Below are 14,804 nucleotides of genomic sequence, written 5' to 3'. Positions count from 1 at the left end.
GCCGATGACGGGGGAGGGGGCCCGGCGGCTGCGGCCGCCGAACAACACACTGGACAGGCGCGCCATCGGCTGGTGGCGTACGCGGTGGCTGCTGCTGACCGCGGTCCCGGTGGGGGTACTGGCCCTGCTGGGGGCGCTCATCACCCCGGCACGGGTATGGCTGCTGGTCCCCGCCGTCGTGCTGGCGGTGCTCGGGCTGGCCTGTACGGCCCTGATACCCGTGTGGTGGTTCAGGGTGCACCGCTGGGAGGTGACGGACGAGGCGGTCTATGTCCGCACCGGCTTCTTCTGGCAGGAGTGGCGGATCGCGCCGATGTCCCGGATCCAGACCGTGGACACCGTGCGCGGTCCGCTGGAGCAGCTGTTCAAGCTCTCCACAGTGATCGTCACGACCGCGTCCTCCAAGGGCGCGGTGCGGATCGCGGGGCTCGACCACGAGCTGGCCGCCGCGCTGGCCGAGCAGCTGACACAGATCACCCAGGCCACCCCGGGGGACGCGACATGAGCGAGCCCGCGGGGTTCGGGGGGCCCGCGGAGGGGGAGTGGCGGCGGCTGGACCGGCGTACGCTCCTGGTCACCGTAGTGATCATGGTCGGGGTCGTCATAGGCGCCGGTGTGCCGGCCGCCGTCGGCATGGCCGGCGGCCTGGGGCCGCTGAAGGCGATCGGCTGGGTGTCGGCCGGCGCCGTGCTGCTGATCGTCTGCGGTACGGGCGGGGACTACATACGGTGGCGCCGCACCCGCTACCGGATAGGGCCCGAGCGCGCCGAGCTCCATACCGGACTGTTCCTGCTGAAACGCCGGTCGCTGGCCCGTGAGCGGATCCGCAGCGTCGACCTGACGGCCCATCCCCTGCTCCGGGTCCTCGGGCTGGTGAAGGTCCGGATCGGCACCGGCGAGCAGACCGGCGCCGGGGAATCCACACTGGAACTCGACCCCGTCACCCGCGCCGAGGGCGAGCGGCTCAGACGAGAGCTGCTCGACCGGGCACCCGCGAAGTCCGGGGCGCACGGCGACGGCACGCTGGCCTCCTTCGACCGGCGGTGGATCCGGTACGCGCCGCTCTCCTTCGCGGCCCCGCTGCTCGGCGCCTCGGCGGCCGGGGGGCTGGTGCAGCTCAGCGACTGGTTCGGCCTGCAGCTACGGCTGTTCTCATGGCTGGGCGACTACTTCCGGGCCGTCTCGATCCTCTGGGGGAGCCTGGTCCTGCTCGCCGTGCTGGCCCTCGTGGGCACCATAGGGGCGCTGGGCCTGTGGATCGAGATGTGGTGGAACTACCGTCTCGAACGGGAGCGCGGCCGTACGCTCCGGGTCCGCCGCGGACTGCTCACCTCCCGCTCCGTCTCCATCGAGGAGCGCCGGCTGCGCGGTGTGGAGCTGGTCGAGCCGCTCGGGGTCCGGATGGCGGGCGCGGCAAGGGTGGACGCGGTCGCCACCGGTTTCGCCCAGGAGGAAGAGGACATGCGCAGCGACAAGAAGACGCTGCTGCCGGCCGCGCCCCGGGCGCTGGCGGACGCGGTGGCGGCACAGGTCCTGCGCGAGCCCGTGTCCCCGACGAGCAGCGTGACCCTGATCCCGCACCCGCGTGCCGCGCGGGGGCGCCGGCTGCGCTGGTCCGTGGCGTACGCACTGCTGCCGGTCGTGATCCTCGCCGTGCTCGGCCTGCTGCTGACCGATGTCCTGCTCTCCATCGCGGCGGTCTGCGCGGTGATCCTGCTGCCGGTGGCCGTCCTGTTCGCCCTCGACGCCTACCGCAACCTGGGCCATGGCCTCAGCGGCCGCTATCTCGTGGCCCGCTCCGGCACGGTGCGCCGCGCGACGGTCGCCCTCCAGCGCGGCGGAGTGATCGGCTGGACGGTCAGGCAGTCGTACTTCCAGCGCCGTGCGGGCCTGCTGACGCTGACGGCGACCACGGCCGCGGGCGAGGGCGCGTACCACGTGTACGACGCGGCGCGGGGCGAGGGCCTGGCCTTCGCGGACGAGGCGGTCCCGGGTCTGCTGGCGCCCTTCCTGGAGCCGGACCCGGACGAGACGCCATGGGAAACGGGAACGTAGGACACGGCACGCCCACGCGTCGCGGCCCGGACCGCCGTGAAGGCGAGCCGGGCCGCGACGCGTAGACGCGCTCCCCGCTGACGGCGCTATGTGACAGACACGTCCTACGCCGAAGCCGGCGGGTAGAGCGCGCGGGGCAGGGCCGATGCCGCCGCCGCGTCGAGCAGCCACAGCGTGCGGCTGCGGCCGTACGCCCCCGCCGCCGGTGCCTGGATCTCGCCCGCGCCCGACAGCGCGATCTCCGCGGCCCTCGCCTTGTCCTCGCCCGCCGCCAGCAGCCACACCTCGTGGGCCGCGCGGATCGCGGGCAGCGTGAGAGAGATACGGGTCGGCGGAGGCTTGGGAGCGCCGTGCACGGCGACGACCGTGCGCTCGGTCTCCCGTACGCCCGGCAGCTCGGGGAAGAGCGAGGCCACATGCGTGTCGGGCCCGACCCCCAGCATCAGGACGTCGAAGGTCGGCACCGGTCCGTGGTCCTCCGGGCGGGCCGCCGCGGCGAGTTCGGTGGCGTACGCGGCCGCCGCCGCCTCCACATCACTGCCGTACGGACCGTCCGAGGCCGGCATCACATGCACCCGAGAGGGGTCCAGTGGCACCGAGTCGAGCAGCGCCTCCCGCGCCTGGGTGATGTTGCGCTCCGGGTCGCCCTCCGGCAGGAACCGTTCGTCGCCCCACCACAGATCGAGCCGCGACCAGTCCACCGCGTCCCGGGCGGGCGCCGCGGCCAGCGCGGCCAGCAGACCGTTGCCGTTGCGCCCGCCCGTCAGGACGATGGAGGCGGAGCCGCGTGCGGCCTGGGCGTCCACGATCTTCGTGATCAGCCGGGCCGCCGCGGCCTGCGCCATCAGCTCCTTGTCGCGGTGGACGACCAGCTGCGGAGCGCTCACTTCGACTCCGCCCTCTTGGGCATGGCGGCGGGCGTCACCGTGGTGGCGGGCTTGGAGCGCGTCGCGCCGCCGTCGGCCGTACCAACGTCACCGGCCGTCTTCGACGCGGAGCCCTCCCCGTCACTGAGCCGGTCCACGCCGAACCGCAGCGCGGACGCGTACGTGTCGTCCGGGTCCAGCCTGCGCAGCTCCTCGGCGATCAGCTCCGAGGTCTCCCGACGCTTCAGCGCCACCGCCCGGTCCGGCTGCCCCTGGATGGAGAGCGTCGCCAGCGAGCCGTCCGCCCGGTCCAGCTTGATCGGCCCGCAGGACGTCTCCATCCGTACGGCCGTGAGACCGGGACCCTTCGAGACGCTGCGCTTGACCGGTACGTGCAGCCGGTCCGCGAGCCACATGGCGAGCAGCTCGCAGCTCGGGTTGTGCTCCTCGCCCTCCACCTCCACGGCGGTGACATCGCAGGCGACCTGGTCCAGAGCGGCCGCGACCATCGAGCGCCACGGCGTGATGCGGGTCCAGGACAGATCCGTGTCGCCCGGGGTGTACGCGTCGGCGCGTGTCGTCAGTTCCGCCACGGGGTCCTCGGCCGCGTGCGTGTCGGTCACCCGGCGCTGCGCCAGCTTGCCCAGCGCGTCCTTGGCCGGGTTGGCCGGCGCGTTGACCGGCCACCACACGACGACGGGGGCGTCCGGCAGCAGCAGCGGCAGGACCACCGACTGCGCGTGGTCCATCACCTCGCCGTACAGCCGCAGGACGACGGTCTCGCCGGTGCCCGCGTCCGCGCCCACCCGTACCTCGGCGTCGAGCCGGGCCTTGGCCCGGTCGCGCGCCGAGCGCGAGACGCGCTTGACGACGACCAGCTTCCGCGACGGGTGCTCGCGGGACGCCTCGTTGGCGGCCTTGAGCGCGTCGTACTGGTTCTCCTCGTCGGTGACGAGGACCAGCGTGAGGACCATGCCGACGGCGGGGGTGCCGATCGCCCTGCGCCCCTGCACCAGTGCCTTGTTGATCTTGCTCGACGTGGTATCCGTAAGGTCGATCTTCATGGCCGGCGCCAGCTCCGTCCGTCTCGTGCGAGCATGTCGTCCGCCTCGACCGGACCCCAGGTCCCGGACTCGTACTGCGCGGGCTTGCCGTGCGTGTCCCAGAACTCCTCGACCGGGTCGAGGATCTTCCAGGACAGCTCGACCTCCTCCACCCGCGGGAAGAGGTTCGAGTCGCCGAGCAGCACATCGAGGATGAGCCGCTCGTACGCCTCGGGGCTGGACTCCGTGAAGGACTCGCCGTACGCGAAGTCCATCGAGACGTCCCTGACCTCCATCGAGGTGCCGGGTACCTTCGAGCCGAACCTCATGGTCACGCCCTCGTCCGGCTGGACGCGGATGACCAGGGCGTTCTGCCCCAGCTCCTCCGTGGCCGTGTGGTCGAAGGGGGAGTGCGGCGCGCGCTGGAAGACCACCGCGATCTCGGTGACCCGGCGGCCGAGCCGCTTACCGGTACGGAGATAGAACGGGACGCCCGCCCAGCGGCGGTTGTCGATCCCCAGCTTCACCGCGGCATAGGTGTCGGTCGTCGACTTGGGGTCGATGCCGTCCTCCTGCAGATAGCCGACGGCCCTCTCGCCGCCCTGCCAGCCCGCGGCGTACTGCCCGCGCACCGTGCCCTCGGCGAGATCCTTCGGCAGCCGCACGGCGCCCAGCACCTTGGTCTTCTCCGCGGCCAGCGCGTCCGCGTCGAAGGAGGCGGGCTCCTCCATCGCGGTCAGCGCGAGCAGCTGGAGCAGATGGTTCTGGATCACGTCACGGGCGGCGCCGATACCGTCGTAGTAACCGGCCCGGCCGCCGATGCCGATGTCCTCGGCCATGGTGATCTGGACATGGTCGACATACGACCGGTTCCAGATCGGCTCGAAGAGGGTGTTGGCGAACCGCAGCGCCAGGATGTTCTGGACGGTCTCCTTGCCCAGATAGTGGTCGATCCGGAAGACCTCGTTGGACGGGAAGACCTCGTGGACGACCTTGTTCAGGTCCTGCGCGGACGCCAGGTCGTGACCGAACGGCTTCTCGATGACCGCGCGCCGCCAGGAGCCCTCGGTCTGGTCGGCCAGCCCGTGCTTCTTGAGCTGCTGGACGACCTGCGGGAAGAACTTCGGCGGTACGGAGAGATAGAACGCGAAATTGCCGCCGGTGCCCTGCGACTTGTCGAGATCGGCGAGCGTCGCCTTCAGGTTCTCGAACGCGTTGTCGTCGTCGAAGTCGCCCTGGACGAAGCGCATCCCCTGGATGAGCTGTTGCCAGACCTCCTCGCGGAACGGCGTGCGCGCGTGCTCCTTTACGGCGTCGTGCACCTCCTTCGCGAAATCCTCGTCCTCCCACTCACGGCGTGCGTAGCCGACGAGCGAGAAGCCCGGCGGCAGCAGACCGCGGTTGGCCAGGTCATAGATGGCGGGCATCAGCTTTTTGCGGGACAAATCGCCCGTGACGCCAAAGATGACCAGGCCCGACGGCCCCGCGATACGCGGGAGCCGTCGGTCCGCGGCGTCACGGAGCGGGTTCGCTCCGTGGGTTGCGGTCAAGGGATCAGCCCTCCGAGGGGGCGAGGCGCTTGAGCTCCGCCTCGGTCGACTTGAGCAGGTCGTTCCAGGAGGTCGCGAACTTCTCGACGCCCTCGTCCTCCAGCAGCTGGACGACGTCGTCGTACGAGATGCCCAGCTTCGCGACGGCTTCGAGGTCCGCGCGCGCCTGGTCGTACGTACCGCGCACGGTGTCACCGGTGATCCGGCCATGGTCCGCGACGGCGTCGAGCGTGGCCTCCGGCATGGTGTTCACCGTGTGGGGGGCCACCAGCTCGTCGACGTACAGCGTGTCCTTGTACGCCGGGTCCTTGACACCGGTCGAGGCCCACAGCGGACGCTGCTTGTTGGCCTGCGCCCGGTCCAGGGCCGCCCAGCGCTCGGTGGCGAAGACCTCTTCGTACGCCTCGTACGCGAGCCGCGCGTTGGCCAGGGCCGCCTTGCCGCGGGCCTCCTTGGCCTCGGGCGTGCCCAGCGCGTTGAGCCGCTTGTCGATCTCGGTGTCCACGCGGGACACGAAGAAGGACGCCACCGAGTAGATCTTGGACAGGTCCAGGCCGGCGGCCTGCGCCTTCTCCAGACCCGCGATGTAGGCGTCCATGACCTCGCGGTAGCGCTCCAGCGAGAAGATCAGCGTGACATTGACACTGATGCCCCGGCCGATCGTCTCGGTGATCGCCGGCAGGCCGGCCTTGGTCGCCGGGATCTTGATCAGGGTGTTCGGGCGGTCCACCAGCCAGGCCAGCTGCCTGGCCTCGGCGATGGTCGCCTTCGTGTTGTGCGCCAGACGCGGGTCCACCTCGATGGAGACCCGGCCGTCCTGGCCCTGCGTCGCGTCGAAGACCGGACGCAGGATGTCGGCGGCGTCGCGGACGTCCGCCGTGGTGATCATGCGGATGGCTTCTTCGACGGTGACCTCGCGGGCGGCGAGGTCGGCCAGCTGGGCGTCGTATCCGTCGCCCCCCGAGATCGCCTTCTGGAAGATCGACGGGTTGGTGGTGACGCCCACCACGTGCTGCTGATCGAGGAGTTCGGCGAGGTTGCCGGACGTGATCCGCTTGCGCGAGAGGTCGTCGAGCCAGATCGCGACGCCTTCGTCGGAGAGGCGCTTGAGTGCGTCTGTCATGAGAGTTGCATCTCCTACTGTTCGTATAAAGGCGTCAGCGCGCCGAAGCCGTCAGAGATTCCCGTGCCGCCGCGGCGACCGCGTCCGCGGTGAAGCCGAACTCGCGGAAAAGGACCTTGCCATCGGCCGAAGCGCCGAAGTGCTCCAGCGAGACGATGCGTCCGGCCTCGCCCACGAAGCGATGCCAGGTGAGCCCGATACCGGCCTCGACCGCCACCCGCGCCTTCACGGCGGGCGGCAGAACGCTGTCCTTGTACTCCTGATCCTGCTCCTCGAACCATTCGACCGACGGCATCGAGACCACCCGGGTCGGGATACCCGCGGACTGGAGCCGCTCACGCGCCTCGACGGCCAGCTGCACCTCGGAGCCGGTGCCGATCAGCACGACCCGCGGAGCGCCGCCCTCGGCCTCGAACAGGACGTAACCGCCCCTGGCCGCATCGTCGTTGGCCTCGTACGTCGGCACACCCTGGCGGGTCAGCGCCAGACCGTGCGGAGCGCCCTTGTCGTGCCGCTTGAGGATCTCGCGCCAGGCGATCGCCGTCTCGTTGGCGTCGGCGGGACGGACGATGTTCAGACCCGGGATGGCCCGCAGCGCGGAGAGGTGCTCGACCGGCTGATGGGTCGGACCGTCCTCGCCGAGACCGATCGAGTCATGCGTCCAGACGTACGTGACCGGCACCCGCATCAGCGCGGCGAGCCGGACGGCCGGGCGCATGTAGTCCGAGAACACCAGGAAAGTGCCGCCGTAGATACGGGTGTTGCCGTGCAGCGCGATGCCGTTCATGGTCGAACCCATGGCGTGCTCGCGGATGCCGTAGTGCACCGTGCGGCCGTACGGGTCGGCCTCCGGCAGCGGGTTGCCCGCCGGGAGGAACGACGACGTCTTGTCGATGGTGGTGTTGTTCGAACCCGCGAGGTCGGCGGAGCCGCCCCACAGTTCGGGGATGACCTCACCGAGCGCCTGGAGCACCTTGCCGGACGCGGCGCGCGTCGCGACGGACTTGCCGGTCTCGAAGGCGGGGAGCTTCTCCTCCCAGCCCGCGGGCAGTTCGCCGGCCCTGACCCGGTCGAACGTCGCCGCGCGCTCCGGGTTGGCGGTACGCCAGGCGGCGAAGGTCTTCTCCCACTCGCTGCGCGCCTCACGGCCGCGGTCGAGCGCCTCACGGGTGTGCGTGAGCACCTCGGCGGAGACGTCGAAGGACTTCTCCGGGTCGAAACCGAGCACCTTCTTGGTGGCGGCGACCTCGTCCGCGCCGAGCGCGGAGCCGTGCGCCGCCTCGGTGTTCTGCGCGTGCGGGGCGGGCCACGCGATGATCGAGCGGGCCGCGATGAACGAGGGACGCCCGGTCTCCGCCCGCGCCGCCTGCAGGGCCTCGTACAGACCCGCCGGGTCGAGGTCGCCGTTGGGCAGCTGCTCGACGCGCTGCACATGCCAGCCGTACGCCTCGTACCGCTTGAGGGTGTCCTCGGAGACCGCGGTCTCGGTGTCACCCTCGATGGAGATGTGGTTGTCGTCCCAGAGCAGGACCAGATTGCCCAGCTTCTGGTGGCCGGCCAGCGAGGACGCCTCGGCCGAGATGCCCTCCTGGAGGCAGCCGTCACCGGCGATCGCCCAGATGGTGTGGTCGAACGGGGAGGTGCCGGGCGCGGCCTCCGGGTCGTACAGACCGCGCTCGTAGCGGGCGGCCATCGCCATGCCCACCGCGTTCGCGACACCCTGCCCGAGCGGTCCGGTGGTGGTCTCCACACCGACGGTATGTCCGTACTCCGGGTGGCCCGGGGTCTTCGAACCCCAGGTACGGAAGGACTCCAGGTCGTCGAGTTCCAGACCGTATCCGGCCAGGTAGAGCTGGATGTACAGGGTCAGGGACGAGTGCCCCGCCGAGAGGACGAACCTGTCTCGGCCGGTCCACTGCGCGTCGGCCGGATCGTGCCGCATCACCTTCTGGAAGAGCAGATAGGCGGCGGGTGCCAGGCTCATGGCCGTACCCGGATGGCCGTTGCCGACCTTCTGTACGGAATCCATGGCCAGGACGCGGGCGGTGTCGACTGCCCGGCGGTCCGAATCGGTCCACTCGAGGTCTGTGGTGGTCGGCTTGGTGCTCACCCTGAGTCAGGGCTCCTCTCCACATGATCGAATTCCGGTGTCTGAGGGCGCACCGGTTCGTTGTCGAGCCTACCCGCAGCAACAGTCATCTTTCCGAGCGTGTTTCCAGGGTGCGGTGCGCCTGGAGAGTTCGCCTCCCGGCGTCCCGGAGTTCACTTTCCGGCAGGTCGTACGGACCGTTCAGGGAGGGCGTTCCACACTGTTTCGCACGACCGACCCCCACGGAGATCGGCGTTGGGGCAACGTCTAGAGTGGCGTGGTACGCGCAAGTCGTTACCGGGCCTTCACGCCCGGCGCTTGCTGGGATTTCTCTGTCAGGGGTGTGCGTGACGGCCGTCGAGTCCCGACCCGCAGGGGTCGCCTTGACTCCGAGCTCGGGCGGCCACCGGCCGTTCGGCGCCCGCGTCAAGGCATTCGTGGTGCTGACCAAGCCGCGGATCATCGAACTGCTGCTCATCACCACCATTCCGGTGATGTTCCTGGCCGCGCGAGGCGTACCCGATCTGTGGCTGGTGGTCACTACCTGTATCGGTGGTTTTCTCTCCGCCGGTGGCGCCAACGCGCTGAACATGTACATCGACCGTGATATCGACGCCGTGATGGACCGTACGTCGCGGCGTCCTCTCGTCACCGGCATGGTCTCGCCGCGTGAGGGGCTGGTGTTCGGCCTGACGCTGGCCGTGGTCTCGACCCTCTGGCTCGGACTTCTGGTCAACTGGCTGTCCGCGGGCCTCGCCCTGGGCGCGCTGCTCTTCTACGTCATCGTCTACACGATGATTCTCAAGCGCCGTACCTCGCAGAACATCGTCTGGGGCGGTATCGCGGGCTGTATGCCGGTGCTGATCGGCTGGTCGTCGGTCACCAATTCGGTGTCCTGGGCCGCGGTCATCCTCTTCCTCGTCATGTTCTTCTGGACGCCGCCGCACTACTGGCCGCTCTCCATGAAGGTGAAGGACGACTACGCGCGCGCGGGCGTCCCGATGCTTCCGGTCGTCGCCACCAACCATGTCGTGGCCCGCCAGATCGTCCTCTACAGCTGGGTGATGGTCGCGGTCTCGCTGCTGCTGACCCCCCTGGGGTACACCGGCTGGTTCTATACGACGGTCGCGCTGGTGTCCGGCGGCTACTGGCTGTGGGAGGCGCACGGACTCCAGTCGCGCGCCAAGGCCGGCGAGACGGGCGCCAAGCTCAAGGAGATGCGGCTGTTCCACTGGTCCATCACCTATGTGTCGCTGCTCTTCGTGGCGGTGGCCGTGGATCCCTTCCTGCGCTGAGGCGCTTTTTGCTCCACCGACCGGTGGGGTGCTTGCTCCACCGACGGGTGGGGCGCGTGGTCAACGCCACGCGCCCCACCCGTCGTCGGTTGATCTACCCGTGGGTAGCATCCCGTTCATGGCAGAGATCCAGCAGACAGAGCAGAGCGACGAGGCCGACGAGCGCCGGGCCCTGGCCCGGCGGGAGGCGCGCGACGAGCGCCGGGCCGCCCGGCTGGCGAAGCGGATCGGCGTCTTCGCCAGGCGGCACGGCGGTGCGGAGGGACAACTCGCGTATCTCGGACAGTCCGGCACGCGCATCGTGCTCGTCGGTGAGGACGGCGGCTGGGGCGATCTTGTCGCTCCCTCGCACGCCATCGCGAGCAACGCCGCCGAGAAGGCCGGGCTGACGCTGCACGAGTCCTTCGACGGCGAGTTCGCCGCCAAGGTGCGCACGGGACCGTACGAATGGAAGCGGATGGCCGGACTCCAGCTCGGCGGCCGCGAAGCCTGAGGCCCGCGAAGCCCGAAGTGTCGCGAGGCCGGGAGCCCCGCGGGGCCGGGCGACGCCGGAGGGGCGCCGCGACGTCCGAAAGGCGCCACCCGAGCGCGAGTTACCCGTTAGGACAGGAGGAGTACGGTCCACGACGGGAAACCCGATGATCGAAACAGCGTCCCTGGTGGACCAGTACTGCCACGGGGTACTCCGCACGGAACTGGGCCTCGCCACCTTCGAGGCCCAGCTCGGCGGAACGGCGCGCGCCCCCGCGCCGGGCACCACCTTCTTCGACACCCAGACCGGGTTCGCCGTCCGGCGCTGGTGCCCACCGCTGCTCGGTCGGAGGCGCACTGCCCGCCCGCCCGCTATCTCGCCCGCCGCCGGGAGCTCGGCGTACTCGAAACCGGACGCCGGCTGCTGCGCTCCACAGGGATCTCCCACTATCTGGTGGACACCGGACTGCCCGGCGATCTGACCGGGCCCGCCGAGATCGCCGCGACGGGCGCGGCCGAGGCACGGGAGATCGTCCGGCTGGAACCGCTGGCCGAACGGGTCGCCGACCTCGCGGGAGGAACGGGCACCTTCCTGGCCGGTCTCGCCGAATCCGTGCACGCGGCGGCGGACTCGGCCGTCGCCTTCAGCTCCGTCGCCGGGGCCAGGACAGGCCTCGCCGTGTCGCCCGAGCCGCCGGGCCCGGGGGAGGTACGGGGCGCGGCGGGGCGCTGGCTGGCCGCGCGCCGGGCCGGTGGCCCGCTCACCGATCCCGTACTGCTGCGGCATCTGCTCTGGATCGCGGTCGGCTCGGGACTGCCCCTGCAACTGCACGCGGGCGGCGCCACCGACACATATCCGCAGGACCGCCATGCCGACCCCGGGGCGCTCACCGGCTTCGCGGCGGCCACGGCCGGGCTCGGCACCGATCTCGTCCTGCTGAACGGCTATCCGCACCACCGGCACGCGGCTCATCTGACGAGCGTCTTCCCGCATGTGTACGCGGACCTGGGGCCCGTACTCGCGCGGACCGGGGCCGGGGCCGCGTCCGTGCTCGCGGAGATCCTGGAGCTCGCGCCGTTCGGGAAACTGCTGTTCTCCAGCGGCGCGCGCGGGCTGCCCGAGCTGCATGTGGTGGGCGCCCAGGTGTTCCGGGAGGCGCTGGAGCGGGTCCTCGGCGGCTGGGTGGGCGACGGCGCGTGGGCGTTGCGGGACGCCCAGCGCGTCGCCGGAATGATCGCGGCCGGCAACGCCCACCGGCTCTACGGACTGCCGGACGCTTCCTGACCGCCCTTCTTGGACGGACGCTTTTTCGTCGCGCTTCTCAGACCGCTGAGAGCGTCGGGTCCGGCTGCACGGGGATCTCCGTCGCCACCCGCGGCCGCTCGCGCAGGCTCATCGCCAGCCGCAGTACGGCGATCCACACCAGGCAGGAGCCCAACATATGGGCGCCGACCAGGACTTCGGGGAGGTCGGTGAAGAACTGCACATAGCCGATGACGCCTTGCGCGAGCAGCACGATCAGCAGTTCACGGGCGCGCGCCCGGGTGTCGGCGGGGGCGTCCACCACCCGCAGCACCAGCCATATCGCCACCGCCAGCGCGCAGACGATCCAGGCGGTCACCGCGTGCACATGGGCGGTGGTGGCCCAGTCGAACGGCATCCGGGGCACATCGCTACTGTCGCCGGCGTGCGGACCCGAGCCCGTCACCGCCGTACCCGCCGCGATCAGCACCACCGCGGCGCCCACCAGCGCCCAGCACAGCTTGCGCACCGGGCGCGGGACGCGCGGCCGGGGGGTGGCGTCGCCCTCGCGGGTGCGCAGCCAGGTCAGGGTGGTGACGGTGAGCAGCGCGCCGGCGAGGAAGAAGTGCCCGGCGACGGTCCACGGGTTGAGGCCCATCCATACCGTGATCCCGCCGATCACGGCGTTGCCCATCACGATCCAGAACTGCGACCAGGCGAGCCGGGTCAGCCCGCGCCGCCGCGGCTTGGTGGAGCGCGCCGCGATGATCGCCCAGCCGACCGCCGCGCACAGCACGTAGGTCAGCATGCGGTTGCCGAACTCGATCGCGCCGTGCAGCCCTTGCTCGGGTGTGGCGAAGAGGCTGTCGTCCGTGCACTTCGGCCAGGTGTCGCAGCCGAGGCCCGAACCGGTCAGCCGGACAGCGCCGCCGGTGACGACGATGACGACGCTCATCACGACGGCGGTGAGCGCCGCGCGCTGGAGCGTACGAGGTGAAGGCGTCCAGCGCTGGGCGATATACGCGAGGGGGGTCAACACGGCCACTATCGTAGGCCGGAGCTTGTGCAGCTTTTCACGAGGGGTACGTATGCCGCGTCCCGGCCGTCCCGGCCACCCGCTGCCGCCCTGCTCCGGTGGCTACTCCCAGCGGAAGAACGCGCCCGCCGCGCCGAGGCCGAGCGCGGCCCAGACAGCGAGGATCCCGAGATCGCCCCACGGCAGCGCGGCGCCGTGCTGGAGCACGTCGCGCAGCCCGTCGGAGAGCGCCGATATCGGCAGGAGCCCGAGCACCGAGCGCGCCGCGTCCGGGAATTCATCCAGCGGCACGATCACCCCGCCGCCCACCAGGAGCAGCAGAAAGACCAGGTTCGCGGCGGCCAGCGTCGCCTCGGCCCGGAGCGTGCCGGCCATCAGCAGCCCGAGCCCGGAGAAGGCGGCCGTGCCCAGTACGAGCAGCGGCAGAACGGCGAGCGGGCCGCCCTCCGGGGACCAGCCGAGCGCGAACGCGATCACCGTCAGCAGTACGATCTGGAGCACTTCGGTGACCAGCACGGAGAGCGTCTTGGCGGTCATCAGGGCCCAGCGCGGCAGCGGCGACACCGCCAGCCGCTTGAGCACCCCGTACCGCCGCTCGAAACCGGTGGCGATGGCCTGGCCGGTGAACGCCGTGGACATCACGGCCAGCGCGAGGACGCCCGGGGCCAGGAAGTCCACTGCCTTGTCCGCGCCCGTATCGATGATGTCGACCGTCGAGAAGAGCACCAGCAGCAGCGACGGGATGATCACGGTCAGCAGGAGCTGCTCGCCGTTGCGCAGCAGCAGCTTCGTCTCGAACGCCGTCTGCGCCGCGATCATGCGCGCGAGCGGGGCCGCGCCGGGCGCCGGGGCGTAGGTGCCGGTGCCGCGCGTACCGGTGCCGCTCGTGCTGGTACTCATGAACGCAGCTCCTTGCCGGTCAGTTCGAGGAAGACGTCCTCCAGCGTGTGCCGCTCCACGGAGATCCCGTCCGCCATCACGCCGTGCTGCGCGCACCAGGAGGCCACCGTCGCGAGCAGCTGCGGATCGACCTCGCCGGTGATCCGGTACACCCCCGAGGTCAGCTCGTCGGCGATGGTCCCGTCCGGCAGCGCCTTCAGCAGGGAGCCGAGGTCGAGCCCGGGGCGCCCGGTGAAACGCAGGGTGTTCTCCGCGCCGCCCCGGCACAGCTCCTCGGGGCTGCCCTGGGCGATGACCCGGCCCGCGTCGATGATCACCACATCGTCGGCCAGCTGCTCGGCCTCGTCCATGAAGTGCGTGGTCAGCACCACGCCCACGCCGTCGGAGCGCACCTCGCGTACGAGATCCCAGGTGGAGCGGCGGGCCTGCGGGTCGAGGCCGGCGGTCGGCTCGTCCAGGAAGACCAGCTCGGGGCGGCCGACGACGGCCAGGGCCAGCGCGAGCCGCTGCTGCTGGCCGCCGGAGAGCCGCCGGTAGGTGGTACGCCCGCAACCGCCGAGGCCGAGCCGCTCGATCAGCGCGTCCACATCGAGCGGGCGGGCGTGCAGCCGGGCCATGTGGCGGAGCATCTCGTCGGCGCGCGCGCCGGAGTACACGCCACCGGACTGGAGCATCACACCGATACGCGGGCGCAGCCGGGCCGCGTCGGCGACGGGGTCCAGACCCAGGACGCGTACGGTCCCGGCGTCCGGCGAGCGGTACCCCTCGCAGATCTCGACCGTGGTGGTCTTGCCGGCTCCGTTGGGGCCGAGGACGGCGGTGACCGTACCGGCACCGACCGTGAGATCGAGGCCGTCCACCGCGGTCTTGGCCCCGTACCGCTTGACCAGGCCCCGTACCTCGACGACCGGCTCTCCGGAGGTCGGGCCCGCGGCGGAGCCGCTCTCGGGCAGCCGGTCACCCGGGAAGTCGCTGTACATGCCGGGAAGTCTAGGCAGGCGGGGAGGGCCTCGATCCCGCGGGGGCGAAACGGCGGTCGCACGCCGTCCGGAGGCCCGGCTTCCGGGCGCGTTCCCTCCGGTGGCGTAAAGCCCCCGGCCGGTGGCGTGAAGCGCCCGGAGGCGAACCGAGCC

General features: G+C 71.0%; 12 protein-coding genes and 1 pseudogene. 5 read left to right on the top strand and 8 right to left on the bottom strand.

From position 1 onward, the window contains the following. Nucleotides 1-4 precede the first annotated feature (4 nt). Together ACIRQP_RS00660 and ACIRQP_RS00655 are read left to right on the top strand one after the other, a co-directional pair. On the top strand, nucleotides 5-505 hold the full coding sequence (locus ACIRQP_RS00660) for a PH domain-containing protein (protein ID WP_403881224.1): 501 nt from the start codon (nucleotides 5-7) through the stop codon (nucleotides 503-505). After that, the gene (locus ACIRQP_RS00655; protein ID WP_403881221.1) at nucleotides 502-2,055 is read left to right on the top strand and encodes a PH domain-containing protein; all 1,554 of its coding nucleotides are present in this window, start codon (nucleotides 502-504) and stop codon (nucleotides 2,053-2,055) included. Before ACIRQP_RS00660 ends, ACIRQP_RS00655 begins: the two co-directional genes overlap by 4 nt. 104 nt (nucleotides 2,056-2,159) lie before the next feature. Here ACIRQP_RS00655 and pgl read toward each other — a convergent pair whose 3' ends face one another. From pgl to tkt, 5 genes are read right to left on the bottom strand one after another with little or no spacing between them, the layout of a single operon-like run. Beyond that, nucleotides 2,160-2,942, bottom strand: a complete 783-nt coding sequence (pgl, locus tag ACIRQP_RS00650; RefSeq protein ID WP_403881218.1) for a 6-phosphogluconolactonase — start codon at nucleotides 2,940-2,942, stop codon at nucleotides 2,160-2,162. Beyond that, entirely contained in the window at nucleotides 2,939-3,985 is a 1,047-nt protein-coding gene (gene opcA, locus ACIRQP_RS00645) for a glucose-6-phosphate dehydrogenase assembly protein OpcA (RefSeq protein WP_403881215.1), read from the bottom strand. The genes pgl and opcA overlap by 4 nt, the downstream gene beginning before the upstream one ends. After that, nucleotides 3,982-5,514: a glucose-6-phosphate dehydrogenase gene (zwf, locus tag ACIRQP_RS00640; protein ID WP_403881212.1), complete on the bottom strand. Its 1,533-nt coding sequence runs from the start codon at nucleotides 5,512-5,514 to the stop codon at nucleotides 3,982-3,984. Before zwf ends, opcA begins: the two co-directional genes overlap by 4 nt. Nucleotides 5,515-5,518: 4 nt before the next feature. Then, entirely contained in the window at nucleotides 5,519-6,637 is a 1,119-nt protein-coding gene (gene tal / locus ACIRQP_RS00635) for a transaldolase (RefSeq protein ID WP_403881208.1), read from the bottom strand. 34 nt (nucleotides 6,638-6,671) lie between these two features. Next, the gene (gene tkt / locus ACIRQP_RS00630; RefSeq protein WP_403881205.1) at nucleotides 6,672-8,747 is read right to left on the bottom strand and encodes a transketolase; all 2,076 of its coding nucleotides are present in this window, start codon (nucleotides 8,745-8,747) and stop codon (nucleotides 6,672-6,674) included. Between the two features lie 326 nt (nucleotides 8,748-9,073). Here tkt and ACIRQP_RS00625 point away from each other — a divergent pair, with 326 nt between their 5' ends. The 3 genes and pseudogenes from ACIRQP_RS00625 to ACIRQP_RS00615 all read left to right on the top strand — a co-directional run bounded on the left by ACIRQP_RS00625 (nucleotide 9,074) and on the right by ACIRQP_RS00615 (nucleotide 11,777). Continuing rightward, nucleotides 9,074-10,021: a heme o synthase gene (locus ACIRQP_RS00625; RefSeq protein ID WP_403881202.1), complete on the top strand. Its 948-nt coding sequence runs from the start codon at nucleotides 9,074-9,076 to the stop codon at nucleotides 10,019-10,021. A gap of 118 nt (nucleotides 10,022-10,139) precedes the next feature. Next, entirely contained in the window at nucleotides 10,140-10,514 is a 375-nt protein-coding gene (locus ACIRQP_RS00620; protein WP_403881200.1) for a hypothetical protein, read from the top strand. 145 nt (nucleotides 10,515-10,659) lie between these two features. Beyond that, nucleotides 10,660-11,777, top strand: a pseudogene (locus tag ACIRQP_RS00615) (amidohydrolase). 37 nt (nucleotides 11,778-11,814) lie between these two features. Here ACIRQP_RS00615 and ACIRQP_RS00610 read toward each other — a convergent pair. The 3 genes from ACIRQP_RS00610 to ACIRQP_RS00600 form a co-directional block, all read right to left on the bottom strand. Next, nucleotides 11,815-12,804, bottom strand: a complete 990-nt coding sequence (locus ACIRQP_RS00610; protein ID WP_403882076.1) for a heme A synthase — start codon at nucleotides 12,802-12,804, stop codon at nucleotides 11,815-11,817. A 69-nt stretch (nucleotides 12,805-12,873) separates the two neighbouring features. Continuing rightward, nucleotides 12,874-13,671 carry an ABC transporter permease gene (locus tag ACIRQP_RS00605; RefSeq protein ID WP_403881197.1) on the bottom strand — a complete coding sequence of 266 codons (798 nt, stop codon included), beginning with the start codon at nucleotides 13,669-13,671 and terminating at the stop codon, nucleotides 12,874-12,876. After that, entirely contained in the window at nucleotides 13,668-14,651 is a 984-nt protein-coding gene (locus ACIRQP_RS00600) for an ABC transporter ATP-binding protein (RefSeq protein WP_403881194.1), read from the bottom strand. Before ACIRQP_RS00600 ends, ACIRQP_RS00605 begins: the two co-directional genes overlap by 4 nt. Nucleotides 14,652-14,804: the final 153 nt, after the last annotated feature.

The organism is Streptomyces sp. NPDC102274 (assembly GCF_044766385.1).
Lineage (GTDB): Bacteria > Actinomycetota > Actinomycetes > Streptomycetales > Streptomycetaceae > Streptomyces.
This window is presented reverse-complemented; position numbering and strand designations above follow the sequence as displayed.